Raw genomic sequence first — 24,596 nt, forward strand, 5'->3', positions numbered from 1 at the left:
ACTACACAAATCCACCCAATCCTCACGACGCCATGAGCACTGCCCCCCGCGTACCCAAGCTCAGGTAATCACCGCTCCGCGAAAATCGGCGCTAATGACGGCGGCCATCGCGTGACTCGTCGAGAGACCTACCAAAGTCACCTGAGAAGAGCCAAGCGATGGCCACTGCCGCGATATCGACCTGCATGAAGTACTGACCCATCGGCGCATCGACGCGCACAGCCTGCTGTCTATGATCATGACCCTGATGCGTGCCGAGGGCCGACGTCCTCTGCGAGGAAACTTCGGGAAACGCTCCGACAGTCGCGCTACAACCGCAGCCGGTACAGACAACCGCCACTTCGATACCCGGGACGGCACCCTCGACGTCGCACCCCAAGCTGCGGTCCCTCTCGTACTCGTACTTCCCCGATTGGTCGCTCGAACGCCGTACCGGCATCACTCGGACACGTAGATGCCCACCGCATCGTCGACGGTGCCCGCTTCCTAGCTCACCGACTGACACCGGTCGTTCCGCGCGCGGACCGGCGACGACCCGGTGTTTTAACATACCCGCACGTGGTGACGGTGAGTGTGAACGACACGGAGATGGTCGTGACAACGAGCAACCCGCAGCCGCTGGTGCGGTCCCTGACTCCGACCTCCGTCCCGAACAGGTCGCGAAGGAAATCCGCCGCTCGAACCTCTCCGGTAAAATCCTTCCGGAACAGACGTTCTCGTTGCGGGAAATCTCCGGCCAGCTCGGGGTGAGCTTCATCCCGGTCCGGGAAGCACTCAAAGAGCTCGAAGCACAGGGTCTGGTGGTGACCGGGAACAGCGCCATTGTCGCCCCGCTCTCACACGATGACCTGCACGGGATCTATCGGCTTCGCCGGCAACTCGAACCGGAAATCGCCGGCCGCGCCTGCAAACTGCTCGACGACGCCGACTTGCGTCGCCTCGACGCCTATGTGGCCATGTTCGGCGACGAGAGCCTCGACATCGACGACATCTACCAGGCGCACCACGCCTTCCACTACGAACTGCTCCGGCACGCCGCCACCGCCTGGGACCTGCGCGTGCTCGACGGCCTGTGGCACACGCCGAACGGTATATCCGCCTGGCGTTCTCGGGCCGCGAAGCCGAACCGGACGAACACGAGCGGCGGGGACACGCGCATGCGGACATCCTCACCGTCGTGCGCACCCGCAACATGAGGAAGGTCGCCGCGGCGACCCGGCAGCACCTCGACGACAACGAACAGATCGCGCTGCGGGCGCTCGACCCCATCGCCCCCTGAACACCGCCGCCTCGGCGCATGTTCACGCCGGCTCTGCGGCCGCCGAAGCACCGGCCCCGGCGGCCGGCCCTCAGGTGAGCGTGGAGGTTCCGGCGCGGTGGTGCTGGAACCGCTGCGCATAGTCGATGTACCAGTCGAGGGCGGCGGTGTCGGCGACGGTGGCGCGGTTGATCGCGGTCTCCGGAGAGACTCCCTGGATCAGCTTCTTGACGGGAATTTCGAGCCGCTTGCCGGTGCGGGTGGTGGGAATAGCTGGGACGTCGATGATCTCGTCCGGAACGTGCCGGGGCGAGGTCTCACGGCGGATCGAGGTGCGAATCTTGTCCACGAGAGCGTCGTCGAGGTCGTATCCGGCGCGCAGTACCACGAACAGCGGCATGTGATAGCCGCCGTGGGGTAGTTCGGCGCCGATCACCAGTGCCTCGGCGATCTCCGGTAGCGCTTCGACGGCGTGGTAGATGTCCGCCGACCCCATCCGGACCCCGCCGCGGTTGATCGTCGAGTCCGACCGCCCGTGGACCACGCAACCGCCGTCGGCTTCCATGCTGATCCAGTCGCCGTGCCGCCACACCCCGGGATAGATCTCGAAATAGGCTTCCCGGTAGCGGCTTCCGTCGGGGTCGTTCCAGAAGTAGATCGGCATCGACGGCATCGGCGCGGCGATCACCATTTCCCCGACCTCCCCGACGACCGCCTGACCGGCCTCGGTCCAGGCCTGCACATCGACCCCCAAATAGGGGCCTTGCAGCTCTCCCACGCGAACGGGGGAGAGCGGGTTCGCGCCGATGAAGCCGGTGGCCACGTCGGTGCCGCCGCTGTCCGACCCCAGGTGCACGTCCGCGCTGACTGCGTCGTAGATCCACCGCCAGGTGGTGTCCGGTAGCGGGGAACCGGTCGACATGATCGACCGCAACCCCGACAGGTCGAAAGCGGTACCGGGCTCGGTGCCGGCCTTCTCGCACAGCGTCAGATAGGCCGCACCGGTGCCGAATCGGGTGGCCTCGTATCGGGAACAGACCTCGAATTGGTGGTCGGGCCGGCCGTAGGTGGGGCTGCCGTCGTAGGTGATCACCGTGGCGCCGACCGCCATCACGTCGACCAACATGTTCCACACCACCCACGCGGTGCTCGCGGCGATGAACACCCGATCCGCAGGGCCGAGATCGTAGTGCAGCGCGTTGGCTTTGAGGGCTTCGAGCACGATGCCGCCGTGCGAGTGCACGATGCCCTTCGGCAGGCCGGTGGTGCCGGAGCTGTACAGAATCCACAACGGATGATCGAACGGCACCTGCTCGTACTGTGGTGCGGCGTCCCCGACGACCAATTCGGCGTAGTCGGCGATACTCTGCCGATGCTCGCCGTCGTAGGGTAGGCCGAGGTTGTCGACGACGATGGCGTGCCGCACGGTCGGGAGTTGGTCCAGCAGGGCGGAGAAGACGTCGCGGCGGTCGACGCGTTTGCCGTTGAACTGGTAGCCGTCCACCCCGATCAGCACGGTCGGCTCGATCTGCGCGAACCGGTCGACCAGCCCTTTCACACCGAAATCCGGTGCGCAACAGGACCACACCGCACCGACGCTGGCCGCGGCGAGCACCGCGACAACGGTGGGCGCGATGTTCGGCAGTATCGCCGCGATCCGGTCTCCTGGGCGCACCCCGATCTTCCGGAAGTGGGCGGCGAGGTTGGCGACCTGCGCGACCAGCTCGGCCCGCGAGAGTTCCCCGGTGGTGCCGGTTTCGTCGACCGAGATGATCGCCGGCCCGGTCTGGTCGGTATGGCGGAGCAGGTTTTCGGCCCAGTTCAGCTCGGTGCCGGGGAACCACCGGGCGCCGGGCATCCGGGGGTCGGCGAGCGCCGTGTGCGGGGGTGCCGAGGCGATGACGTCGAAATACTCCCAGATCGAGAGCCAGAACTTTTCGAGGTCGCTGATCGACCAGCACCACAGCGAGTCGAAGTCGGTGGTGGGGACCTTCTTCTCGGTAGCGAGCCAGCGTTGGTATCGGCTGATGTTCGAGGCGAAGACCCGCCCGGGCGGCGGGGTCCACAACACTTCACGTCCTGGCGCGGTCATTTCTCGTGCATCCTTTCCGGTACTTCCCCCACGGGCAGACGGTGGTGTCCGAGTCTGCCCGTGGGGCGGGGGTTCGTGCGGCGGCGTCAGCGTGCGAGGACGGTGCCCAGGGCCCGGGTGAGCTCGTCGGTGGGGTCGGCGGCGCCGCCGGTGCTGCGCCAGGCGACGTGGTTGTCCGGGCGGACCAGGATCGCCCCGGTGTCGTCGATCTGGCGGAGTTCACTCCAGCGGCCGGTGGGGTCGGTGTAGTCGGCGCCGTCGCCGATCTGCGCGACCTTGATCTGGACCCCGAACTTGTCCCTGGCCAACCGGGCGGCCTCGGACCAGGCGGCACCGTCCGCGGCGGTGATGAGCACGAAGTGCGCGTTGTTGCCGGTGAGGTCGTGGGTGGAGATCTGCCGGTCGCCGTGCTCGAGCCAGGCGTGGGGGAGTCGGTGCCCGGGACGGGTGGTGGGGTAGTAGGTGCCGCCCATCGCATCGCGCGGCGGTGCCTCGGTGCCGTCCGGGACCAGGGCCCCGTCGCGGTAGGCGAAGCCGATCTCGAGGTCGTGGGCCTGGAATTCGGTGCGCTGGGTACTGATCACCTCGGCCGCACGCGCTCGGCGGGTTTCGCCCATCGGGGTGTCGGAGAAGTAGTCCCGGAACACCTGGATCTGCGCTTCGAGGGGCTGGCCGGGGATCAGGCCGAGGCCGGCGTCGATGACCATATGGTTGAGGAAGGTGAACATGGCCCAGTCGACGTTGCGCATCCCGACGAGGCGGCGTTCGGGCTCGTAGGTATCGAGCAGGGCGGGGGCGGCGTCACCGCCGAGGACCGCGGCCAGCTTCCAGACCAGGTTGTGGGCGTCCTGGATGGCGGTGTTCAGGCCCAGGCCGGTGGTCGGCGGGTGCCGGTGGGCGGCGTCACCGGCGAGGAAGATCCGGCCCACCTGGTACTTGTCGGCGAGTACGCCCTCGAGGATCCAGTGGCTGACCTGGTGAATCTTCATCTCCAGGTCGGGGAGTTTGAGCAGTTCCCGCAGCCGCGGAACGATCGCCTCTTCATCGAAGCGGGCGGGATCGTCCGGGCGGAAGGTGAAGTGCAGCACGAATTCTTCCGAGTGCTTGCCCCACGTGGGACCCATCGCGGCCATCGCGCCGCTGCTCCAGGATCCGGCGCCCTCGGGGTTGAGCAGCCAGGTGATCAGGACGTCGTCCTCCCACCACTGCGACAGGTCGGCGGTGAAGTGGGTGCTGACCATGTCGAGGATCCCGGTCGGGCCCTCCATCTTGACCCCCAGTTCCGGGCCGACGGTCTTGCCGCCGTCGGCGGCGACCATGTACTGGGCGTGGACGGTGTAGGTCTCCTGGGTGGCGCGGTTCAGGACGACGGCGCGGATTCCGTTCTCGTCCTGTTCGAAGGAGACGAGTTCGCGGCCGAAGTGGATCGAGTCCGGTGCCCTCTTCTCCGCGTGCTCGCGCAACAGCGGTTCGAGCCGGATCTGCGGGTAGTTGCTCGACGGGCACGGGCTGTCGACCGCGTACTTTTCCTCGAGGCTGCCGCCGCCGAACGATTCGAGCGTGTACAGGGTGCGCCCGTCCAGTTCACCGTCGCCGCCGAGCGAGGTGACCCACCGGGTCTTACCCATGTTCTTCGGCGGTGTGCCCACCGCGTAGACCGGGTCCGCGACCCCGACCTGACGCAGCACCTCCATCGTCCGCTGGTTGAGGTAGTGGGCCTTGGGCAGGTGGGAGGTGCCGGTGTGCCGCTCGACGAGATGGTGATCGATGCCGTGCTCGGACAGCAGGATCGAGGTGGTCAATCCGCACCCGCCTCCGCCGACGACGAGGACGGGAACGGTGATCTCAGACATGGCTGGTACTCCTGGAAACAGTGGTGAGGGGGTGCGGACGGGTGGCGGCGGTGAAGCGGTGCCGCATCTCGCCGATGGTGTCGGCGCGGCTGACCAGTTCGTCGTCGACGCCGATGAGCCGTTTCGGGTCGCGGGTGAATCCGATACCCGACGGGGTGCCGGTGAAGATGAGGTCGCCGGGACGCAGCGGCAGAATCGAGGACAGGTAGGACACGAGGACCCGGATCGGGAAGATCAGGTGCCGGGTCCGCGACTTCTGCATCAGCTCGCCGGATAGGACGGTGCTGACTTCGATGTCGTCGGGGTCGGCGAATTCGTCGGGCGTGACCAGCACAGGCCCGATCGGGGCAAATCCGGCGAACGACTTGCCGAGGTTGAACTGCTGCGGCGGGGGACCAGACAGCTGCAGGTCCCGCTCGGACAGGTCCTGGCCGAGGGTCAGCCCGGCAACATACTCCCAGCCCTCGGCGACGGGAACGTTGCGGGCTTCCTTGCCGATGACAACTACGAGTTCGACCTCGAAATCGACTGAGCCGCCGGGGTGTTCGATGGTGTCGTAGGGGCCGGTGATCGAGGCGGGGAACTTGGTGAACACGAACGGCGCGTCGGGCAGGGTCAGCCCGGATTCCTCGACGTGGTCGGCGTAGTTCACACCGACCGCGAAGATCTGGCCGGGCCGGGGAACCGGGGCGCCCAGCTCGGACTCGACCACCGGGGTCCCGTTGGTGAAGTCCGCCGTGGCCGCCCAGGCGGTGAACTCGTCCCACCGGGAGTAGATCTGCTGGGGTTCGGCGGAGAAGCGGCCCCCGCTGGCCGTCTCGACGTCGACGGCGATCCCGTCCGCCACGACCTGGAGCCGGCCGGCTTGGTTTGCCACACGCATGAGAAAAAGTCCTTCGGTAGGAGGAAACGCTGATCTGTCGGGGCCGGGCGTGAGCCCGGGTGCTGTCAGCTGGTCAGCGCCGCCATCGGGTCGGGCAGATCCGGGCTGGTCTGCAGGGCCCAGGAGTGGGTGGTGATCTGCGAGATCGGGGTGCCCTGGGCGAGTGCCTGCCGCATCAATTCTGGTACGAACGACACCCCGACGGGGTTGTTGCCGTACTCCGGGCCGTTCATGTAGGCCGTCGCCTCGTCCGGTGTGGTGAAGTTGTCGATCTGCAGTTCGACGAAGTTGCCGTCCGGATCCTGGTAGTACAGCGACGTCGTCACCCCGTGCTGGATCGGCACCTTCGGCTCGATCCCCTTCTGCTTCAGGGAGTCGTAGCGATCGAGCAGATCATCGAGGGTGTCGAAGGTGTAGGCGGTGTGATGCATACCCGCCGCACCCGGATTGCGGGGTTCGAGCTGCACCGGCGCTCCCAATAGCGCGACCCGGTGGTGTTCCTCGTCGAAGGTGATGAAGCACAAACCGTGCCCTTCGTAGACCACGTGCGCATCCAGCACGGTGCAATACCAGTCGCGCATCTCCTCGAACCGGCTGGTCTGCAATACGACGTGCGCGAACTTGGGAGTGGCGGTCATCGTTGACTCCTTCGATTCTCGCGGTCGTCGACCGCGAGGGGATATGGAAACCTGACTACGGAAGGTCCGTTCGACGACTACGTGTGCCTACCTGGCCCACGTGCTATACCTGATAACAGTCGGTGCGCCGACCTGTGCCGAAGACTTCGCTGTGGTCCCCGTCACGTAGCGGTCTCCCCATTTCACGAAATTCTGGCGGGGATGGCTACGGGCTAGGAAACAGGAACTTCGGGAGAATTTGGTTTACAGCCCAAAACGGCTGGTGGGCTCGTTGTAGCGTGGAGGCGGATCGGAAGGATGTCGAGTGCCGCACTGGACTGGTGAACTGACGGGAACACGCGCCCGGCAATCGGAGCTCGAGTGGCTCAGCCCGGACGCCGAACGGATTCGCGCCGTGCTCGGCGACGGTGCGGTGACCTGGGCCGTCGAAGTCGGTCAGAACATCGCCGCCACGATCTCCCGGAAAGTCCCGGCGCTGGGCGATGGGGTGGCACCTCCGGATGCATTGCGGCGGGCGACCACCTCGACAGCGCTGCGGGCCCTGACGCTGGTCGCCGGTATCGGCGAGTCGGAGACCTCGCTGGCCAGTGCCGAGGTGGAGGAGATCGCCGTCGACTTCGCCCGCCAGGGTCTGGAGCTCAACGACCTGTTCCGGGCCATCCGGGTCGGGTACGCCGTGCTGGCCGCAGCCCTGCTCGACGCGGCGACCCGCCTGGTACCGCCGAGCGAGAGCAGCGTCGAGCTGCGCCGCATCTCCGTGCTGCTCTTCGAGGTGCTCGACGACTTCACCGGGGTGGCCGCCTCGGCGTTCCTCGAGGAGCAGAGCGCGTGGGCCGCGGGGATATCGGCAGCGCGCCTCGATCTGGTCACCAAGATCATCGCCGCGGACCCCATCGAACCCGCCCACGCCGAACAGGTCCTCGGCTACCCCCTCGGCGGGCACCACGTGGCCCTCATCGCCTGGAGCGGCCCGCACTCGAGCCACGACCTGCGGGCCGTCGTCGACCCGGTGCTGCGGCACTGGGGAACACCGACAGCATCATTGGTGATCCCGGTAGGGCTGCAGGCGATCTGGGCATGGGGCGCCGTCACTCCCGACCCGACGCGTGCTCTGACGTCCGCCCTGCCCGCCTTCGGCGACACCTTCGTCGTGACCGGCCAGCTCGGCTCCGGGATGGACGGATTCCGCAGAAGTCACCTCGAGGCCCGCGCGGTCGAGCGGCTGGTTCGCCTGCGGGTCGGCCATCCGCCCACCACCACCGCGCACGAGCACATCGCCCTCGAGGTGCTCCTGCTCGCCGATCCGGGGGCCGCGGTGCAGTTCGCCTCCCGTCTGCTCGGCCCGCTCGCCGACGACGACCCCCGGATGGCCGATCTGCGCTCGACCCTGAGCCTCTACCTGGACATGGACCACAGCCTCGCCAAAGTCGCCTCGGCAGAGCATATTTCGAAGAACACGGTGACCTATCGGGTGCAGAAGGCGTTGAGTCTGTGCACGCCTTCAAACGGATCGAGCACGGACCTGCGGGCAGCGCTGCGCATCTACGAGTGGCTTTCAGACGCCCCCATCGCTCAGTGGTAGCGGTCGCAGGTCGGTGAGCCGCCGGTCCCCGATTGGTCTAGAAACCAAAAGGCGGCGACAATACTGGGTTCTGCGGTAGTGCGAACTGGGTAACTCATGCGGTCTACTTGTGGTGTAGGACACACCAGCTCCCGGTGGCGAAAGGCCAAAAGGTCAAAAGGCCAAAAGGGCACAGACGGACACCGTCATTCGCCGGGATCCGCGGTGAGAACCGCAGTCGACAGAAGGAAGTCTACGATGCACACCCCCTTGAGTCCTGTCCAGGAAACGTTCAAGGACGTGATGGCACACGTGGCTACGCCGGTCGCCGTGGTGACCTCCATGGACGGCGGTCTGCCGTTCGGCACCACCGTCAGCGCCTTCACCTCCCTGTCGATGACACCTCCGATGGTCCTGGTCTCCCTGGATCGAGGATCGGAGACGCTCGAACTGATCACGGCATCGAAGAAGTTCGGATTGAACGTGCTGGCCAGCGATCAACAAGGCACCGCGCTGAAGTTCGCGAAGAAGGGCGGAATCGGCAAGTTCCAGGGCGTGCGCTGGGACATCGACCACGACCTTCCCCGCATCGCGGGCGCCGCCGGCTGGATCGCCTGTCACGTCGACCAGTTCGTCGAGGGCGGCGACCACGTGGTCGTGCTCGGCACCGTCGTCGCAGCGGAAAACCACTACAGCGACCCGCTCACCTACCACCGCCGTGTCTTCGGCACCCACTCGGCGCTCGAATCCGTATAACCCCACCACATGATCAGGGCGCCGCGACCAGCTTCACCAAGCCGTATCGCCCACCGCAGCACGATCATTCGCACCAGGAAGGCACGCCATGACGACCTCGTTCGCGCCCCGCGCCCCGCACCATCGGTCATGGTCGACGATTGCCGCCGGTAGCCGCGCCCTCGCCGCCGGTGAGCTGGTCATTCTCAGCCATCACCGCCGCGTCGTGCTCGTCGGATGCGCCTACGCCGCGACCACCGAGCAGATGGCCTTCCTGATCCGCCACACCACCGGATTTCTGCAGGTGGCACTGCACGAACGGATCTGTGACCGTCTGGTCCTGCCGGAAGCGACCCCGACGGTGCGGGCCACCTCCACACTCGGCCACGGCCAATGTGTCACCGTCGACGCCGCCGCCGGCACCACCACCGGGATCTCCGGCGCCGACCGGGCGCGCACGGCCCGCATCCTCGCCGACCCGGCCACCGACTCCGGCGACCTCACCCGGCCCGGGCACCTGGTCCCGGTCCGCGTGACACCCACAGAGTTTCGGATGCGACTGACCACCGCGTCCCTCGCCCTCGCGCTCACCGACACGGCTGAATCCCACTTTTCGGGAGCGGTGTTCGCCGACCTCGACGGCATCGCCGACCCGACCAGCGTCGGCGATCGACCCGACGCCGAGGCACTTGCCGACCGGTACGGACTCACACTCGTCGCCGGCCCGGACCTGAAGGACACCATCCGCTGACATCCCGGTGCGTGCCGCACGCGGCACGCACACCCGAACCCACCAGCATCCGCACACCACCGGCGCGGTCACCGCATGCCCTGAGCTGCGCCGATCGCCCCCGCACCACGAAACAGCCACTCACCCACACCGGAGGAAACAATGGACATCACCCGCACCGAACTCATGGACCGGGTGCACGCCCTGGTACCGGCCTTCGCCGAACGCGCACAGAAGACCGAGGAGAACCGGGCTCCCCTCGACGAGACGATCACCGACCTCATCGACTCGGGAATCCTGGCCACGCTGACGCCCAAGGAATACGGCGGACTCGAACTCGGACTCGACGTCGCCGCCGAGATCGTCCGCACCATCAGCGCGGCCTGCCCCTCGACCGGATGGGTCACCTCCTTCTACATCGGTGCAGCCTGGCGGGTGAACATCTTCACCGAACAGGCCCAACGAGAAGTGTTCGCCGACAAGCCCTACACCCTCACCGCCGGTACCGCAGCCCCGCTGGGGCAAGTGCAGAAGGTCGACGGCGGCTACCGCATCACCGGGCAGACGGCATGGAACTCCGGGTCGGTGCACGCGGAATGGTTCACCTTCGCCGGCGTCGTGTTCGAGGAGGGCAGCGCCCCCACCCCGTTGTGGTTCCTGGTGCCCCGCGAGGACGTCAAGATCCTCGACACCTGGTACATCGCCGGCATGTCCGGCACCGGCAGCAACGACATCAGCGTCGACGACGTCTTCGTCCCGGACTACCGCACCGGACCGTTTGCCCTCGCCCTCGCCGGTACCGCTCCCGGGCAGCTGATCCACCCCAATCCCATGTATCACCTGCCCTTCCTGCCGTTCGCGATGGCCGAGGTCACCCCCGTCGTCGTCGGTGCCCTGCGCGGCGCGGCGGACGCGTTCGTGAAGCGCACCCAGGACCGGCAGGGCACCATCAGCCAGGAGAAGGCCTCCGGCAAACAGGCCGCCCAGATGCGGCTCGGCCGGGCGCTGGCCGCCGCGGACGCCGCCGAAACCCTCCTCGACGCCTTCTTCGAGCGCCTCACCGCCCAGCGGCCCGAACAGTCCGACCCCCGCGATCGTGCCGAGATGAAGCTCAAGGCAGCATATCTGGCAGATCTGGCCCGTAATGCCCTCAACGACATGGTGCGCGGAATCGGCGGCGACGGCTACCGGAACTCCGCACCGATCCAGCGCTACTTCCGTGACCTGTCCGTGCTGTCCGTGCACGCCTTCCTCGACATCGACACGGCCTCGGAAACCATCGGCCGGTTCACCCTCGACCTCCCCGTCGCCGATCCGCTCCTCTGACCGGATGCTGCTACCCCTCACCCCGAGCCTCGGCCGCAGATCGACCGCGGCCGAGGCTTGGGATGGGCAATCGAGTAATCGCGCCGGCACCCGGTCCCCGTTCCCGCACCATCACCGTCGGATCGGGGACCTATGACCCCGAATGATGCGACCACCGAGCAGCCCGCAACCGGGCACCTCGCCAGGGAATCGGCATCGCCGGCACAGGATCAGGAGGAAAAGCACTGGTGAGTAGCAACTCGACGATCGAATGCCTCGACGACGCAGCCAGAGACCTGCTGTTCGCGGGGGCACGAACAGTCAACAACTTCGCAGCCACCCCGGTCAGCGATGCCGAACTCGCCCAGATCTGGGACATGACCCGCTGGGCGCCGACAGCTGCGAACTCCCAGCCGCTGCGCGTGCAATTCGTGCGCACCGATGACGCCCGCCGCCGACTGCTCGCACACCTGGACGAGGGCAACCGTGAGAAGACGACGTCGGCGCCCGTCACCGCGATTCTCGCGGTAGACAAGGGGTTTCACGAGTACCTGCCCCGGCTGCTGCCCATCCGGCCGCAGATCCGCGAGGTCTTCGCCGGCAACGACGCGCTGCGCGAGCGCACTGGCACCTTCAACGCTGCCCTGCAGGCGGGGTACTTCATCCTCGCCATCCGTGCCGCCGGTCTGGCGGCCGGGCCGATGGCCGGCTTCGACCCCGCAGGAATAGACACCGAATTCTTCTCCGGAACCACCTGGAGGTCCATCCTGGTCGTCAACATCGGACACCCCGGCGAGAACCCGTTTCTTGGGCGTCTCCCCAGACTCGACCCCGCAGAGACCGTGCACTGGGCCTGATGGCTCTAGACCGCTCTCCCGATCGTTCCCATCTCGAAATCAGATCGATCCCCACAGTGCGGGGTCATCCCGTCACATCACCAGAGAAAGAGAGTTCGCGATGACCACAGTCACGACCGAGGTCGAGACCACCCGCAAACTGCTCGAAGCCGCCGACACCGACATCGCCGCGTTCTTCGACTACTTCTCCGACGACTGCGCCTTCCGGATGGGCAACAACGCCCCCGTCATCGGCAAGAGCGCCATCCAAACCTGGGTAGCGCAGTACCTCACCTCAGTGGCGTCAATGCGCCACCAGATCATCGAACAATGGTCGGAAGGCACCGTCGCCGCGCTCCGGGTCGAGGTCACCTACACCTTGCAGAACGGTGAATCCTTCACCCTCCCAGCCGTGACGCGCACCCGCGTCGAGAACAACAAGGTGACCGAATACCTGATCTTCATGGACCCCAGCCCCGTCATCTCCGGCACCATGTAAAAGGCCGTCGATGGCCGGCTCCTGTCTACCGACATCGGGGAGGACTACTCGAGGCCCCACGGGGCCTTCAGTTCACGTGACGAAACACAAACATCTCTTCCCGCCGCAAATGAATGCTATTGGGGTCAACACATTGTCGTGTTCACGAGACGTGGGGCGCCCCGCCCCGGAGGAGGTCGCGGTGGCGGTTTCACAGGCACAGCATCCAGCGCGGTTGCTCCGACCGCGAGATGACGATGCCTTACGCGCCGAGTTACGCGTCGTCGCCGCGGGGTTTGCCACACCCGCGGTGGTGTTCGGCGGCTCCGTCTCAGGGGGAACCCTGAAGATTTCCGAAACACTCGGCACCAGAACTGCCGGACTGCGCGGCCTGCTGATTTCACCGATGTTGGGCCTCGGGGGGGCGCGCGATGACCCAGCTCCGGCCCCAGTGGGTCGAGGATTACGCGGCGGCGCAGAACATCACCCACGACTATGACCGGCCGGTCATCAACGAAGGTCTGCGATCCGTCATCGCGGTACCGGTGGTGGTCGGCGGCGGACCGCGCGCCATCATGTACGCCGCACTTCGTCAATCCGCCCCACTCGGAGGCCGACTTTTCGACATGCTCAGTCGGGCCGGGAACCGACTCGCCGCCGAGATCACCATTCGAGACGAGTCGATCGACGGGTCGAGTTGATCGACACACTTGTTGGTGGGCACGCCCCCACAACCACGGCACTGATCGAAAACATCCGCGAAATCCACACCGAGTTGCGCGCACTGCTGCGCACCGCCCCGGACTCGACACTCACGCCGAGCCTGCACTCTCTCGCCGACAACCTCGCCGGTCTGTCCCGCGGCGACCTGCCCGCCACCGATGCACGTCCGGTCGTGAGGTCGACGTCCTCACCTATGTTGCTCTCGGCTGCACCAACGGTGAAGTCGCGCAATGACTGTCGATCAAACCGGAAACGGTCAAGCATTATCTGCGCGGAGCGATGGGCAAGCTGGATGCCCACTCCAGGGTCGAGGCGGTCTCGCGCGCTCGCCGACTCGGGCTCCTCCCATGACCCCCTGCCGCAATCCGCACGCGGCTCCCGCGACACCCCCCATCCGGGGGTCACGACACCCGCTGTGACGCACCTAACATCCGATTCACGGCGATCCCTCGTGACCGCTTTCACCGTCATTTCTGACGAAAAAGGAGAATGCTGTGCACTTTCGACGGACCGGACTGGTAGGGCTGGCCGCGGTACTGACCCTTGTTCCTGTGGCGGTGGCCGTTGGGCCGGCGACAGCTGAACCACCCGCAGTGCCCGCCACGGGTGACTTCTACCAAGTGCCGGCCGACCTGCCCGGGAACAACGGGGCCGTCATCAAGTCCGAGCCCGCTGCCCTACTGGCAGGCTCGCCCCTGGCCGCGGCCATCCCGGCGACCGCGACCCGGATCATGTACGAGAGCGCCGACACCGATGGCGCACCGATCGCCACCACCGGTATCGTGCTCGACCCCACCGGCCCGTGGGCCGGGGAGGGGCCTCGCCCGCTGGTCAGCCTCGCGGTCGGCACACACGGAGCCGGCGATGCATGCGGACCGTCGCGTCTTCTCGCCGACGCGGTGACCGTCGACGGATCCGGCGTGCCCATGCTCGAACTACAGATCGCCGATATTGCCGCGCTGGCCGCGCGAAGAATCGCGGTGGTCCTCACCGATTACCAGGGCCTCGGAACCGAAGCTGTTCACACCTACCTGCAACCGGTCCCGGAAGCCCACGCCGTGCTCGACGCGGCGCGAGCTGCAATCGTTTGGGTGTCGTGGAACCGACCGCCCCAGTCGGCGTCTGGGGTGTATCGCAGGGCGGTCAGGCCGCAGGCGGGACCGCACAACTGGCCGCCAGCTACGCACCCGACGTCAATCTGGTGGGTACGGTTATGGGTGCACCAGCGGTCAGCGCGACTGCAACACTGCACAATGCCGAGGGCAAGCTCCTCAACGGAATTATCGGCTTCTTCCTCAACGGGCTCATGGCAAGTCACCCCGACCTCACCGAAGCGATCACCACCACACTGAATCCGGCCGGGATGGAATTTCTCCATGGAACAGCCCAGCAATGCGACTTCGGGATCATGTTGACGAGGTCGTTCGCCCCTACCTCGGAATACACCCGCAACGGGCAATCCATCACCGACAACCTCATGGCGGACCCAGCGATTCGCCCGGTGCTCAATAATCTCGATCTGCGTACCGGCCCCACACCCGACAAACCAGTTCTGATCATGCAAAACACCAACGACGAGGCCGTGGACCCCACTATGACCCGGCAACTCGCCGACACCTGGTGCTCACACGGCGCAACAATCGCCTACGACAACAGCATGGACACCCCACCACTACTTCCGCAGATCGGATTCCTCGCTCACGCGGCTACCTTGCGCGGCTTCGGCGAAGCCACCCAATGGTTGGTCGATCGGTTCACCGGCCAGAGCCTGCCACGCGGATGCACAAACTAAAAGCCAAGCCTGGCAACGACACTGATGCCAGGATCCAGAACAATTCTGAGGAGAAATCTCGATGAGAGCTGCAGTGGTGCACAGTTGGGGCGATGCCGACCAACTCGGCGTGGAAACAGTTCCCGATCCCACCCCCAAGGACGGCGAGGTGCTGGTCGAGCTGCGTGCCAGCTCGTTGAACTGGCACGACGTGATCGTCCGCCAGACCGGACGAGGTTTCACGACGCCGAGCATCCTGGGTATGGACGGTGCCGGGACCCGGCTCGACACCGGTGACGACACCATCATCTACCCCTGCCTGAACTGGGGGAGCGACGAGACGGCACCGGCAAAGGATTTCTCCATCCTCGGCGACAGCACCGACGGTACATATGCGGACTTGGTGTCCGTTCCGGTCGAGAACCTGTTTCCCAAACCCGAGCACCTGTCCTGGGAGGAGGCGGCAGCCCTGCCCTGCACAGGCCTGACCGCCTACCGGGCGATGTTCACGCGCGCCGACCTGCAGGACGGTGAGACGGTGCTGGTCCTCGGGGCCGGAAGCGGAGTGTCCACGTTCGCGGTCACATTCGGTGCCGCGGCCGGCGCTCACGTCCTGGTGACGTCGTCGAGTAACGACAAGATCGAGTCCGTCCGGGCGATCGGCGCCGAGCGCGGCTTCCTCTACACCGATCCGGACTGGGTCCAGCAGGTCGTCCAGGCCACCGGCGGGGGCGTCGACGTGGTGATCAGTGGGACCGGCGCCAACCTGGCCGAGGCACTCGGGTGCCTCAAACCGGGTGGTCGGATCGCCGTATTCGGCTCCAGTGCGGGCCGAACGGCGACGTTCGAGGTGCCGATGCTCTACTTCGGGCAGTTCACCATCCTGGGCACCACGCTGGGCAGCCCGACGGATTTCGGGCAGATGCTCCAGTTCGTCGAGAAGCACCGGATTCGGCCGGTGATCGACTCGACGTGGGCCCTCGATGATGTCGTGGCAGCCCACCAGCATCTCGAGTCCCGCCGCCACCTCGGCAAGATCGTGCTCGTGAACAAGGCCGGCTGATTGGACACTGCTGGGGCAGGTGGGGAACCCTCTTCGGGGTCCGCGCTCGCATGTTCGTTCCGGGACGGTGAGGTGTGGTATTCATTGTGCTGTGACAGGTTGATCGGCCCAGTCCACATCCAGTGGCGTTGCAGATTTACCAACGCGCGTACCGCCATTCCAGCTGTTCGAGGCGCATCGGATGAGCATCATCTCCTCTGGGATGCGACCCATGAGGCGATTTGGGTGCGTGATGTGAAGTCGAGTTTGGTGAGGATGCGTTCGACGTGGCCGTCGATGGTGCGTGGAGACAACACCAGGGATTCGGCAATGGCACGGTTGCTCAATCCTTCTGCCACTAGGTTCGCGATCTCACTTTCTCGCTTCGTCAGGAGTGATCTTGCGGGTGCACTGGGGCTTTCGGACCGACCGTCCCCGCCGAGGGCTAGTGCGACGGCCGCATCGAGTGTCATCGTCGCGTTCCGCCGGGCCACGGCCGCGACTTCCTTTTCGCCGAGGGCCTCTACCGCGGTCTGCGCCGAGTAGATCGAATCCTGCTGAAGGTGCGGGCCGAACGCCTCGACGTCGGTACCCAGCCCCGCCCAGACTGCGGCCGCGGCACCCGAGAGGGCGGCGGCGGTATGAAAATCCGCCGCCGAGGTGGCGATCCAGGACAGTAGTTCGATCGTCAGCGCGGTGCAGATGCTGTCCTTGAAATCCCCTCCGAGCCGGAGCGCTTGGAGAGCGGCGTGTTTCGCCGCTTCTGGCTCACCGCGGTGCCAGTGACACAGACCTGTGATCCACAGGGCGTAGGAGCGATTCCATTGTTCTCCGAGGCGCTCGCTCATCTCGATGGCCTGTTGGCAGGTCTGCAGCGCTTGATCGAGCTGGGAATTGTAGACCTGGGCGATGGCGAGCTGGAACAGCGCGGTCAGTACCGAAGCCGTGTCGTCGAAGTCGGTGTGGATGACGATGGATTTCTCATAGCGCGTGATAGCGGCGGCAATGTCCCCGGTAGTAAAGTCGTGCAGTCCCCGCCATTGAGTGGCGTGTGCCAACAGTTTGAGGTCACCAAGGGCTGTGGCGATGGTGTCACACTCGATCAGTTTTAGGGCGGCGTCGTCACGGTCGCCCTGCATGAGGGCAATCCAGGCGCTCACCCACAGCGCTTGCCCACGTCGACTTTTCGACAATTCCTTCGCATCGATGAGTTGGTCCAGCCAGCGGCGCCCCTCGCTGAGATCGACGCCGACGACCCAGTGGTATCGGAGCAGGGAGGCCAGCTCGGCCGCTGTCCCCACTTCGCCTTCAGTATTGGCGGACCACTCGAGGGCGGAGAGCAGATTTGCGTGGTCGTCGTTCATTTCCGCAACTGAGTCAGCTTGGCCGGGACCACACCAGCGTTCGACCATCACGGCGGCCTTGCGGAGGTAGTGGTCCCGGTGGCGCCGTTTGAATGTTTGGGTCTCGCCGGAGGATGCGAGTACTTCCGCGCCGTATTCCCGGATGGTCATCAGTTGCCGGTATCGCACCCGCTCACCGGTCCGTTCGGTGAGGACGATGGATTTCGCCACCAGTCGATCGAGGAGATCGATGATCGATTCGGCAATCAGGGGCTCAAACGCGCATATTTGTTCCACGGCGTCGAGATCGAAACTGCCAGGAAAAATCGACAGCCTGGCCCACAGCAGTTGCTCATGTTCGGTGCAGAGATCAAAACTCCAGTCGATCAGGGCGCGCAGGGTTTGTTGCCGGGGCATGGCGACACGGTCGCCACCGGTCAGCAAGCTGAACCGCTTGTCGAGACGCTCGACGATCTGGGTGACTGACAGCGATCTCAACCGGGTCGCCGCGAGTTCGATGGCCAGTGGGATCCCGTCGAGACGTTTACACAGCTGCACCACCGCCCCGACGTTCTCGGCGGTGACCTCGAAGTCGGGCAGGACGAGGCGGGCGCGGTCGACAAGGAGGCTGACCGCCTCGTAGTGCACAACTGCCTGGACCGTGTGTGATTGCCGCGTAGACGGGGTGGTCAGCGGGGGTATGACACAGATGCCTTCCCCGTGAATCCCGAGGGGCTCGCGACTGGTGGCCAGGATGCGAAGACCAGGAGAGGAGCTCAGGAGCGTTTCGACCACCCTCGCGCAGGCCTCGAGGAGGTGCTCGCAGTTGTCGAGGACGATCAGCACCTGTCGGTCGCGTAGGTAACTGACAAGTTTGTCCACTGGATCGCGGTTCGATTGGTCGGGTAGAACGAGCGCGGAGACGATGACTTGGGCCAGCCTCGAGGCGTCCCCGAGGCTGGCCAGATCCACGATCCCCACCCCATCCCGGAGCCCGCGGCGTGAGCGCTCGGCGACCTCGAGCGCGACGCGGGTCTTTCCTACTCCACCGGGTCCGGTCAGGGTAACCAGGCGTGTTTCCGTCAGCCGGCGCTTGACGTCGGAGAGCACCCGCCGCCGTCCGACGAAACTGGTGAGGGCGGCTCGGGGGCCCGGGGAATCGGGGGCTTCGGCGGATGGGTCATCGGTAACTCGCACGTGCCCACCCCATACCGACGGGGCTGTGACTGTCAACACAGGTATGCCATGGGGTGATTTCCCCCACTCGGAAAGGGTACCGGCGGCGCCATGCTGGATTCCACCAGCACCGACGCCGCGCAGGCGGAAATGCCCTCTCTCACGCCCTGTCGTGGACCTTCTCGAGAAAGATCATCATGACTGACACCTACGCTGACAAACGACCCGCCGCTCCGACGGATTTCGACGCGATTGTGGTCGGGGCTGGCTTCGCCGGCCTTTACGCCCTGCACAAGCTTCGGGATCAGATGGGATTGCGAGTCCGGGTGTTCGAAGCCGGTGACGGGGTCGGCGGTACCTGGTACTGGAACCGGTACCCCGGCGCCCGCTGCGACATCGAGAGCCTGCATTACTCGTACTCGTTCTCGCCCGACCTGCAACAGGACTGGGAGTGGTCGGAAAAGTACGCCAGCCAACCGGAAATTCTGGCCTACCTCAGCCACGTCGCCGACCGTTTTCAGCTGCGCGAGGACATCGCCTTCGGAACCCGGGTCACCTCGGCGGTCTGGGATGAGGAAGACGCCCACTGGCAGGTGGGCACCCAGGACGGTGCCTCGGTGACCGCCCGATATTTGATCTCCGCTGCCGGGAATCTGTCGGTTCCCAAGACGCCGGAGTTCGACGGTATCGACACCTTTGCCGGCGAGGTCTATCTCACCGGAAAGTGGCCACACGAGGGCGTAGATTTCACCGGCAAGAACGTCGCGATCATCGGCACCGGCTCGAGCGGAGTCCAGGCGATCACCGAAATCGCCAAGCAAGCAAGTCATCTGACCGTCTTCCAGCGCACCCCGAACTACGCCACCCCATTGCAGAACGAACCCTCCGATCCGAATCGAGTCGCCGCGATCAAGGCGAACTATCCGAGCGTGCGTGAAGCCTCCCGCAACACCCGAGTGGGTATTCCCTACGACAAGGTGCTGCCGTCTGCGCTCGCGGTGACTCCCGAGGAGCGGCGACGGGTGTTCGACGAGTGCTGGGACGAGGGCGGCTTCCGGTTCTTCCTGGGTTCGTTCGAGGACATTCTCGTCGACAAGGCCGCGAACGACACCATCGCCGAGTACGTGCGCGAGCGGATTCGCCAGCGCGTCAGCGATCCCGCCATCGCCGAGAAGCTGACGCCCACCGACTACCCGTACGGCACCAAACGCCCACCGTACGAGACGAATTACTACGAAACCTTTAACCGCAACAACGTCACACTGGTCGATGTCTCGGGTGCGCCGATCACCACGATCACCGAGACCGGGGTGCGCACCACCGACGCCGAGTACGACGCCGACGTCATCGTCCTGGCCACCGGTTTCGACGCCATGACCGGGCCCCTACTCGAAATGGGCATCGTCGGACGCGGCGGACGGACGTTGGCCGACAAGTGGGCCGACGGACCCCACACCTTCCTCGGGCTGTCCGTCCACGGGTTCCCGAACCTGTTCCTCGTCACCGGCCCGCAGAGCCCCTCGGTGCTCTACAACATGCCGCTGGCCATCGAGGACCACGTCGACTTCCTCGCCGACGCCATCGAGCACCTGCAGCAGGGCGGTCTCGACACGATCGAACCGACGCCCCAGGCGGAGAACGGCTGGGTGGCGCAGACGAACGAAATCGCCCAGCACACCCTGCTTCCCGAGACCGACTCCTGGTGGATGGGCGCCAACATTCCCGGCAAACCCAGGGTGTGCATGGTCTACCTCGGCGGGGCGGCGGTCTACCGCGGAATCTGCGCCGATGTCGTCGCGAACAACTACGAAGGCTTCACCCTCGCAGCAGAGGGCTCGGCCGCACGCGAACGGGCCTCCGCGCAAATCAGCTGACCACACGCCCGAACCACCGGGCGCCGGGCCGGGCGGCGCCACATGCGTGCCGCCCGGCCCGCACTCACACACCTACAGGAGAAACCGATGCCGATCGATGCCGCAGTACAGAACCTGCTCGATGCGTTGGACGCACAGGGCGTCCGGTCCTTCGAACACATGAGTGTCGCCGAGGCCCGTGCCACCGTCGCATCCTTCGTCGACCTGCAGACCCCGCCGGAGCCCGTGGCACAGGTGATCGACACGACCTATCCCGGTCCCGCCGGGGACCAGAGCATTCGGCTGTACATTCCCGATGCACCCGGACCGCTGCCGGTCGTGGCCTACTACCACGGCGGCGGTTTCGTCACAGGCGACCTCACCGTGACCGAGGAGCTGTGCCGGTCGCTCGCCAACGACGCCGGCGCCATCGTCGCCGCCGTGAGCTATCGGCTCGCACCCGAGCACAAGTTCCCGGCCGCCACCGACGACACCTACGCGGCCCTGTGCTGGATCGCGGAGAACGCCACCGGCTTCGGCGGCGACCCCACCCGCATCGCCGTGCACGGCGACAGCGCCGGCGGCAACCTGGCAGCAGTCGCCGCGCTACGCGCCCGAGACGAGAGCGGACCCGCCCTGACCTGCCAGGTGCTCACCTATCCTGTCATCGACCCCCGCGCCGACACCCCGTCACGCACCGAATTCGGTGAGGGCTACATCATCACCGCCGCCGGACTCGACTGGTTCTGGAACCACTACCTGCGAACCGCCGAGGACGCCGACAATCCCCACGCCACACCGTCGAAGACACCCTCACTCGCCGGGTTGCCCCCGGCCCTCATCCTGACCATGGAATACGAGGTCGCCCGCGACGAGGCCGAGGCCTACGGCGAGCAACTCGCCGACGCCGGTGTCCCGGCTGACATCATCCGCTTCGACGGGCTCGTGCACGGCGTGTACTGGACCTCCGGCGCGATCCCCCGCGCCACCGAGATCCGTTCCGCGGTCGCCGAATACCTCAGAATGCAATTCGGCCGACAACCCGTCTCCGACCTCAGCGCCACCCACTGACGGCATCCGACTCCCAACCCGGCGCACACGCCGCGCATCCACCGCCGAAAGGAACCACCATGCCCGACCGCGATGACGCCACCGCGTCCCGCATCCGCACCATCGTCGAAGACCTCGAGCAACTACTGCTCGAGTTCATCCGCAAACAACAGATCACCCACTCCGAATACCGGGTGGCGACCGACCTGATCGTCGATTCCATCAAAACCGGGGAGGAAACTCTGCTCTTCGACGTCTTCTTCGAGGCCGAGGCAACCGATGTCGGCAACATCGACCGCGCGGGCAGCCCCGAGGCCATCGAGGGCCCGTTCTACCTTCCCGGCGCGCCGATGCTGACCGCGCCGTTGCACGTGATGCCGCAGCGGGAGGACGAAAAAGGCGAGCCCTTGCTCTTCCACGGCATCGTGCTCGGCGCCGACGGCCAACCGCTCGCCGGGGTCGAGGTCGACCTCTGGCACGCCGACGCCGACGGGCTGTACTCCAACATCCACCCGAACACACCGGATTTCAATCTGCGCGGGCGCTTCACCACCGAGGACGACGGCACCTTCCGCGTGCTCACAATCCTTCCCCCTCCCTACGAAATCCCCAAGGACGGCCCCACCGGAACGGTCCTGCGAGCACTCGGCCGGCACTTCTTCCGCCCAGCACACCTCCACGTCAAGCTGCGTCACCCCGACCATGAGGAAATGACCAGCCAGCTGTACTTCCAAGGAGGGGAGTACCTCGACGACGATGTCGCCAACGGCGTGCGAGAGGGCCTGGTGATCACACTGCACACCGTCGACGACCCCGCCCGGCTCGCCGAGAACGGCCTGAACCGTCCGTACACCGACGCCCGCTACGACTTCGTACTCGTGTCGGCGAGCGCAGCCTGAAAGCCGACACACACGACGCGATCATCGCGACGATCGAGACGTCCTCGACATCCCGATCCATCGCCCGCCCAAGCTCTCGGGAGTTGCGTCGATAGACGCGCATCGATGAACCACGCTGGAGAATCTACTCACTGATGGCTGGGGTGGAGGTCACCGAAACCGCGAGGCGGCCATCACCCTTGGCGCTCTGGCCGTAAGAATCAGCTAGGCCATCACACCAACTGCGGACTGCTTCGCAGTCCAGAACAATTCTGAGGAGAGATTGATGAGAGCGGCAGTGGTGCACAGTTGGGGAGTGGTGCACCGTTGGGGCGATGCCGACCTGGCCGAGGCACTCGGGTGCCTCGTGCCGGGTGGTCGGATCGCCGTATACGGCTCCAGTGCGGGCCGAACGGCGACGTTCGAGGTGCCGATGCTCTACTTCGGGCAGTTCACCATCCTCGGTACCACGCTGGGGAGCCCGACGGATTTCGGGCAGATGCTTCAATTCGTCGAGAAGCACCGGATTCGGCCGGTAATCGACTCGACGTGGGCTCTCGATGATGTCGTCGCAGCCCACCAGCATCTCAAGTCCCGCCGCCACCTCTCGCGATTCCGAAGTGCACACCGACCTTCTCGCTGGCGTCCGCACCGGCAAACCGCCGGCTTGATCTTGTGCCGGGCCAGGCCGGTACAGGTGCGGTAGCGCTTCGACCATCAATCCGTGGGTCGGGGTCAGTCGATGTGGGGAAGGGGAAGGTCTTGTTCGGCCCAGGCGGCCATGGTGGCCAGCACGACCTCGAGTCGTGCGCCTGCCGGGGTGAGTTCGTACACCACGCGGGGTGGGATCTCCGCGTAGGCGGTGCGGGTCACCAGCCCTGTTGTTACGAATCGCTGGAGCCGTGAGGAGAGGGTTTTCGGGCTGATCCCCGGTAGTCCGGTGCGCAGCTCGGTGAAGCGTTTCGGGCCGGTCAGCAAGTCCCGCACGATGAGCGTCGCCCAGGGCCCGTCCAGCACGGTCAGGAACCGGGCGACCGGACATTCCGGCAAGGTGTGTTCCGGATCACACATGCAATCCCCTTTGGTTCATTTGAGGGAACCGATTCCGTCAGGGAACTATAGCTTGCGTCAGCCCCACACCACAAAACTGGAGGACCTCATGACCAAGATCGGTAGGGCCAACACGTCAAGCGAGATGGTGCGCTCGGCCACGACCACCGCGTTGCGGGTCGCCGCGCGCAACTTGGAGCTCTATGACACCGGTAACGTCGCCGGGGTGGACGAGGTGTTCACCCCGGATCTGATCGACCACAACGCAGTTGCCGGTGCCGCCTCGGCGATCGACGGCATGCGAGCCCTGGTCACCGCGGTGCGCGACGGATTCACCGATACGCAGCATCGGATCCTGTTCCAGCAGGAGCTTTCCGGCGGTTGGGTGGTCATTCACTGGCAGATGACCGGGACCCACACCGGAGAAGCGTTCGGGTTCGCCGCCAGCGGCAACCCGGTCGCGATCAACGGCACCGACATCGTCCGCGTTGTCGACGGCAAGATCACCGAGATCTACCACGTCGAGGAACTGCTCAAGTTGACCCAACAGATCAGCACCGGCGCCCAGCCGGCGTAAAGATCGAGATCCTCCCGGGCAACTCCTGCCGCGATACCGAAAATCGGCAAACGCCGCCTCGACGGTGTGCGTGCCGATTTCGGGCACCGGGCCACACTCGGCAGATACGGAGCGGTGTCCGACAGTGTCCAGCACGGTGCGGCCGTCGCGAACAAGGGTGGGTGTCTGCGGCAGCGCGTCGCGTTGGGCAGACGTGCGGGTGTCGAGTGACTCGACCAGGGTCTGCAATTCGTCACCGGGCCCGTCGAATCCTTCAGCCGGTTCGGTGATCAGGGTTCGGAGATCGTCAGGGGAACGCTCCGTGTCAACCCATCCACGTTCTCGAGGATGTCCTCGACCGGGTAGTCAATGTCGTCTGTGCCTGTTCTACAACGGCGCCGTCCTCGAGGTATGGCCCCTCGTCCGAATCCGGGTCGGAGGTCGATGTACTGCTCGCCGATCGCCGAGCTACTGGCAACGACGGTGTACTGGCAGACGAAATCTGAAGCGCCGTGTCGTCGAGCAGCAACTGAACGTCCACCCCGCGGTCCGCCAACGTGACACTCCCGACACGGCCGACGGAAACGCCCAGGACGTCACTTCGGCGCCCGCGAAGATGGCCGTCCGAGTCGACGAACTGTGCAGTGACGGAGAACCGCCCGAACCCCAGAGGGTTGTCGATCCGCACTTTAGCCCGAAGTTACTGCTATGAGAACGAGCGAACCCCCGGTTGAGCTGGGGGTTCGTTGTTTTCGGTTGTGGTTGTTCTGGCTACCTGACCGTGT

The 24,596-nt window shown here is 65.6% G+C and carries 20 protein-coding genes and 1 pseudogene; 15 read left to right on the plus strand and 6 right to left on the minus strand.

All coding sequences use genetic code 11. The annotated features are described in order from the left end of the window. The first annotated feature begins 251 nt into the window (after positions 1-251). A complete protein-coding gene (locus ACFVJ3_RS46805; protein ID WP_378458565.1) occupies positions 252-1,196 on the plus strand; it encodes a GntR family transcriptional regulator in 945 nt (314 codons plus the stop codon). A 153-nt stretch (positions 1,197-1,349) separates the two neighbouring features. On the opposite strand, the gene ACFVJ3_RS46810 is transcribed toward ACFVJ3_RS46805, so the two are convergent. The 4 genes from ACFVJ3_RS46810 to ACFVJ3_RS46825 form a co-directional block, all read right to left on the minus strand. Further along, positions 1,350-3,350 (minus strand): acetoacetate--CoA ligase, encoded by a 2,001-nt coding sequence (locus ACFVJ3_RS46810; RefSeq protein WP_378458566.1) that lies wholly within the window; start codon positions 3,348-3,350, stop codon positions 1,350-1,352. A gap of 86 nt (positions 3,351-3,436) precedes the next feature. Further along, entirely contained in the window at positions 3,437-5,203 is a 1,767-nt protein-coding gene (locus ACFVJ3_RS46815) for an FAD-dependent oxidoreductase (protein WP_378458567.1), read from the minus strand. After that, positions 5,196-6,086 carry a fumarylacetoacetate hydrolase family protein gene (locus tag ACFVJ3_RS46820; protein WP_378458568.1) on the minus strand — a complete coding sequence of 297 codons (891 nt, stop codon included), beginning with the start codon at positions 6,084-6,086 and terminating at the stop codon, positions 5,196-5,198. The genes ACFVJ3_RS46815 and ACFVJ3_RS46820 overlap by 8 nt, the downstream gene beginning before the upstream one ends. Positions 6,087-6,151: 65 nt before the next feature. Continuing rightward, positions 6,152-6,724 carry a VOC family protein gene (locus ACFVJ3_RS46825; protein WP_378458569.1) on the minus strand — a complete coding sequence of 191 codons (573 nt, stop codon included), beginning with the start codon at positions 6,722-6,724 and terminating at the stop codon, positions 6,152-6,154. A gap of 304 nt (positions 6,725-7,028) precedes the next feature. Here ACFVJ3_RS46825 and ACFVJ3_RS46830 point away from each other — a divergent pair, with 304 nt between their 5' ends. The 9 genes and pseudogenes from ACFVJ3_RS46830 (at position 7,029) to ACFVJ3_RS46870 (ending at position 15,926) form a co-directional block, all read left to right on the plus strand. Further along, complete coding sequence (locus ACFVJ3_RS46830; protein WP_378458570.1) at positions 7,029-8,306, plus strand: PucR family transcriptional regulator; 1,278 nt, start codon at positions 7,029-7,031, stop codon at positions 8,304-8,306. 237 nt (positions 8,307-8,543) lie between these two features. Further along, a complete protein-coding gene (locus ACFVJ3_RS46835) occupies positions 8,544-9,041 on the plus strand; it encodes a flavin reductase family protein (RefSeq protein WP_378458571.1) in 498 nt (165 codons plus the stop codon). A gap of 88 nt (positions 9,042-9,129) precedes the next feature. After that, complete coding sequence (locus ACFVJ3_RS46840; RefSeq protein ID WP_378458572.1) at positions 9,130-9,771, plus strand: 3,4-dihydroxy-2-butanone-4-phosphate synthase; 642 nt, start codon at positions 9,130-9,132, stop codon at positions 9,769-9,771. 141 nt (positions 9,772-9,912) lie between these two features. Continuing rightward, positions 9,913-11,076, plus strand: coding sequence for an acyl-CoA dehydrogenase family protein (locus tag ACFVJ3_RS46845; protein WP_378458573.1), 1,164 nt, complete (start codon positions 9,913-9,915; stop codon positions 11,074-11,076). A 224-nt stretch (positions 11,077-11,300) separates the two neighbouring features. Beyond that, positions 11,301-11,912 carry a malonic semialdehyde reductase gene (locus ACFVJ3_RS46850; protein WP_378458584.1) on the plus strand — a complete coding sequence of 204 codons (612 nt, stop codon included), beginning with the start codon at positions 11,301-11,303 and terminating at the stop codon, positions 11,910-11,912. 100 nt (positions 11,913-12,012) lie between these two features. After that, positions 12,013-12,390 carry a nuclear transport factor 2 family protein gene (locus ACFVJ3_RS46855; RefSeq protein ID WP_378458574.1) on the plus strand — a complete coding sequence of 126 codons (378 nt, stop codon included), beginning with the start codon at positions 12,013-12,015 and terminating at the stop codon, positions 12,388-12,390. 214 nt (positions 12,391-12,604) lie between these two features. Beyond that, a pseudogene (locus tag ACFVJ3_RS46860) lies at positions 12,605-13,443 on the plus strand (LuxR C-terminal-related transcriptional regulator). A 745-nt stretch (positions 13,444-14,188) separates the two neighbouring features. Next, on the plus strand, positions 14,189-14,884 hold the full coding sequence (locus tag ACFVJ3_RS46865) for a lipase family protein (RefSeq protein ID WP_378458575.1): 696 nt from the start codon (positions 14,189-14,191) through the stop codon (positions 14,882-14,884). Between the two features lie 61 nt (positions 14,885-14,945). After that, entirely contained in the window at positions 14,946-15,926 is a 981-nt protein-coding gene (locus ACFVJ3_RS46870) for a zinc-binding alcohol dehydrogenase family protein (protein ID WP_378458576.1), read from the plus strand. A gap of 188 nt (positions 15,927-16,114) precedes the next feature. On the opposite strand, the gene ACFVJ3_RS46875 is transcribed toward ACFVJ3_RS46870, so the two are convergent. After that, the gene (locus ACFVJ3_RS46875; protein WP_378458577.1) at positions 16,115-18,445 is read right to left on the minus strand and encodes an ATP-binding protein; all 2,331 of its coding nucleotides are present in this window, start codon (positions 18,443-18,445) and stop codon (positions 16,115-16,117) included. Between the two features lie 176 nt (positions 18,446-18,621). Between ACFVJ3_RS46875 and ACFVJ3_RS46880 the strand changes: the two genes are divergently transcribed. The 4 genes from ACFVJ3_RS46880 (at position 18,622) to ACFVJ3_RS46895 (ending at position 22,911) form a co-directional block, all read left to right on the plus strand. After that, entirely contained in the window at positions 18,622-20,298 is a 1,677-nt protein-coding gene (locus tag ACFVJ3_RS46880; RefSeq protein WP_378458578.1) for a flavin-containing monooxygenase, read from the plus strand. A gap of 87 nt (positions 20,299-20,385) precedes the next feature. Then, positions 20,386-21,348 (plus strand): alpha/beta hydrolase, encoded by a 963-nt coding sequence (locus ACFVJ3_RS46885; protein WP_378458579.1) that lies wholly within the window; start codon positions 20,386-20,388, stop codon positions 21,346-21,348. A gap of 59 nt (positions 21,349-21,407) precedes the next feature. Then, the gene (locus ACFVJ3_RS46890; RefSeq protein WP_378458580.1) at positions 21,408-22,226 is read left to right on the plus strand and encodes a catechol 1,2-dioxygenase; all 819 of its coding nucleotides are present in this window, start codon (positions 21,408-21,410) and stop codon (positions 22,224-22,226) included. Between the two features lie 265 nt (positions 22,227-22,491). Beyond that, a complete protein-coding gene (locus ACFVJ3_RS46895; RefSeq protein WP_378458581.1) occupies positions 22,492-22,911 on the plus strand; it encodes a zinc-binding dehydrogenase in 420 nt (139 codons plus the stop codon). 29 nt (positions 22,912-22,940) lie between these two features. On the opposite strand, the gene ACFVJ3_RS46900 is transcribed toward ACFVJ3_RS46895, so the two are convergent. Continuing rightward, positions 22,941-23,276, minus strand: coding sequence for a winged helix-turn-helix transcriptional regulator (locus ACFVJ3_RS46900; RefSeq protein ID WP_378458582.1), 336 nt, complete (start codon positions 23,274-23,276; stop codon positions 22,941-22,943). Between the two features lie 88 nt (positions 23,277-23,364). Here ACFVJ3_RS46900 and ACFVJ3_RS46905 point away from each other — a divergent pair, with 88 nt between their 5' ends. Then, positions 23,365-23,832, plus strand: coding sequence for an ester cyclase (locus tag ACFVJ3_RS46905; RefSeq protein ID WP_378458583.1), 468 nt, complete (start codon positions 23,365-23,367; stop codon positions 23,830-23,832). Positions 23,833-24,596 lie beyond the last annotated feature (764 nt).

This window comes from Rhodococcus sp. NPDC127593 (assembly GCF_042671975.1).
Lineage (GTDB): Bacteria > Actinomycetota > Actinomycetes > Mycobacteriales > Mycobacteriaceae > Rhodococcus_F.

What these genes read in the sequence shown, in the direction of transcription:
- ACFVJ3_RS46895 (WP_378458581.1), top strand. Translation starts at nt 22,492, where the DNA reads ATGAGAGCGGCAGTGGTGCACAGTTGGGGAGTGGTGCACCGTTGGGGC.
- ACFVJ3_RS46890 (WP_378458580.1), top strand. Translation starts at nt 21,408, where the DNA reads ATGCCCGACCGCGATGACGCCACCGCGTCCCGCATCCGCACCATCGTC.
- ACFVJ3_RS46825 (WP_378458569.1), bottom strand. Translation starts at nt 6,724, where the DNA reads ATGACCGCCACTCCCAAGTTCGCGCACGTCGTATTGCAGACCAGCCGG.
- ACFVJ3_RS46880 (WP_378458578.1), top strand. Translation starts at nt 18,622, where the DNA reads ATGACTGACACCTACGCTGACAAACGACCCGCCGCTCCGACGGATTTC.
- ACFVJ3_RS46870 (WP_378458576.1), top strand. Translation starts at nt 14,946, where the DNA reads ATGAGAGCTGCAGTGGTGCACAGTTGGGGCGATGCCGACCAACTCGGC.
- ACFVJ3_RS46900 (WP_378458582.1), bottom strand. Translation starts at nt 23,276, where the DNA reads ATGTGTGATCCGGAACACACCTTGCCGGAATGTCCGGTCGCCCGGTTC.
- ACFVJ3_RS46840 (WP_378458572.1), top strand. Translation starts at nt 9,130, where the DNA reads ATGACGACCTCGTTCGCGCCCCGCGCCCCGCACCATCGGTCATGGTCG.
- ACFVJ3_RS46820 (WP_378458568.1), bottom strand. Translation starts at nt 6,086, where the DNA reads ATGCGTGTGGCAAACCAAGCCGGCCGGCTCCAGGTCGTGGCGGACGGG.
- ACFVJ3_RS46855 (WP_378458574.1), top strand. Translation starts at nt 12,013, where the DNA reads ATGACCACAGTCACGACCGAGGTCGAGACCACCCGCAAACTGCTCGAA.
- ACFVJ3_RS46845 (WP_378458573.1), top strand. Translation starts at nt 9,913, where the DNA reads ATGGACATCACCCGCACCGAACTCATGGACCGGGTGCACGCCCTGGTA.
- ACFVJ3_RS46815 (WP_378458567.1), bottom strand. Translation starts at nt 5,203, where the DNA reads ATGTCTGAGATCACCGTTCCCGTCCTCGTCGTCGGCGGAGGCGGGTGC.
- ACFVJ3_RS46905 (WP_378458583.1), top strand. Translation starts at nt 23,365, where the DNA reads ATGACCAAGATCGGTAGGGCCAACACGTCAAGCGAGATGGTGCGCTCG.
- ACFVJ3_RS46835 (WP_378458571.1), top strand. Translation starts at nt 8,544, where the DNA reads ATGCACACCCCCTTGAGTCCTGTCCAGGAAACGTTCAAGGACGTGATG.
- ACFVJ3_RS46885 (WP_378458579.1), top strand. Translation starts at nt 20,386, where the DNA reads ATGCCGATCGATGCCGCAGTACAGAACCTGCTCGATGCGTTGGACGCA.
- ACFVJ3_RS46810 (WP_378458566.1), bottom strand. Translation starts at nt 3,350, where the DNA reads ATGACCGCGCCAGGACGTGAAGTGTTGTGGACCCCGCCGCCCGGGCGG.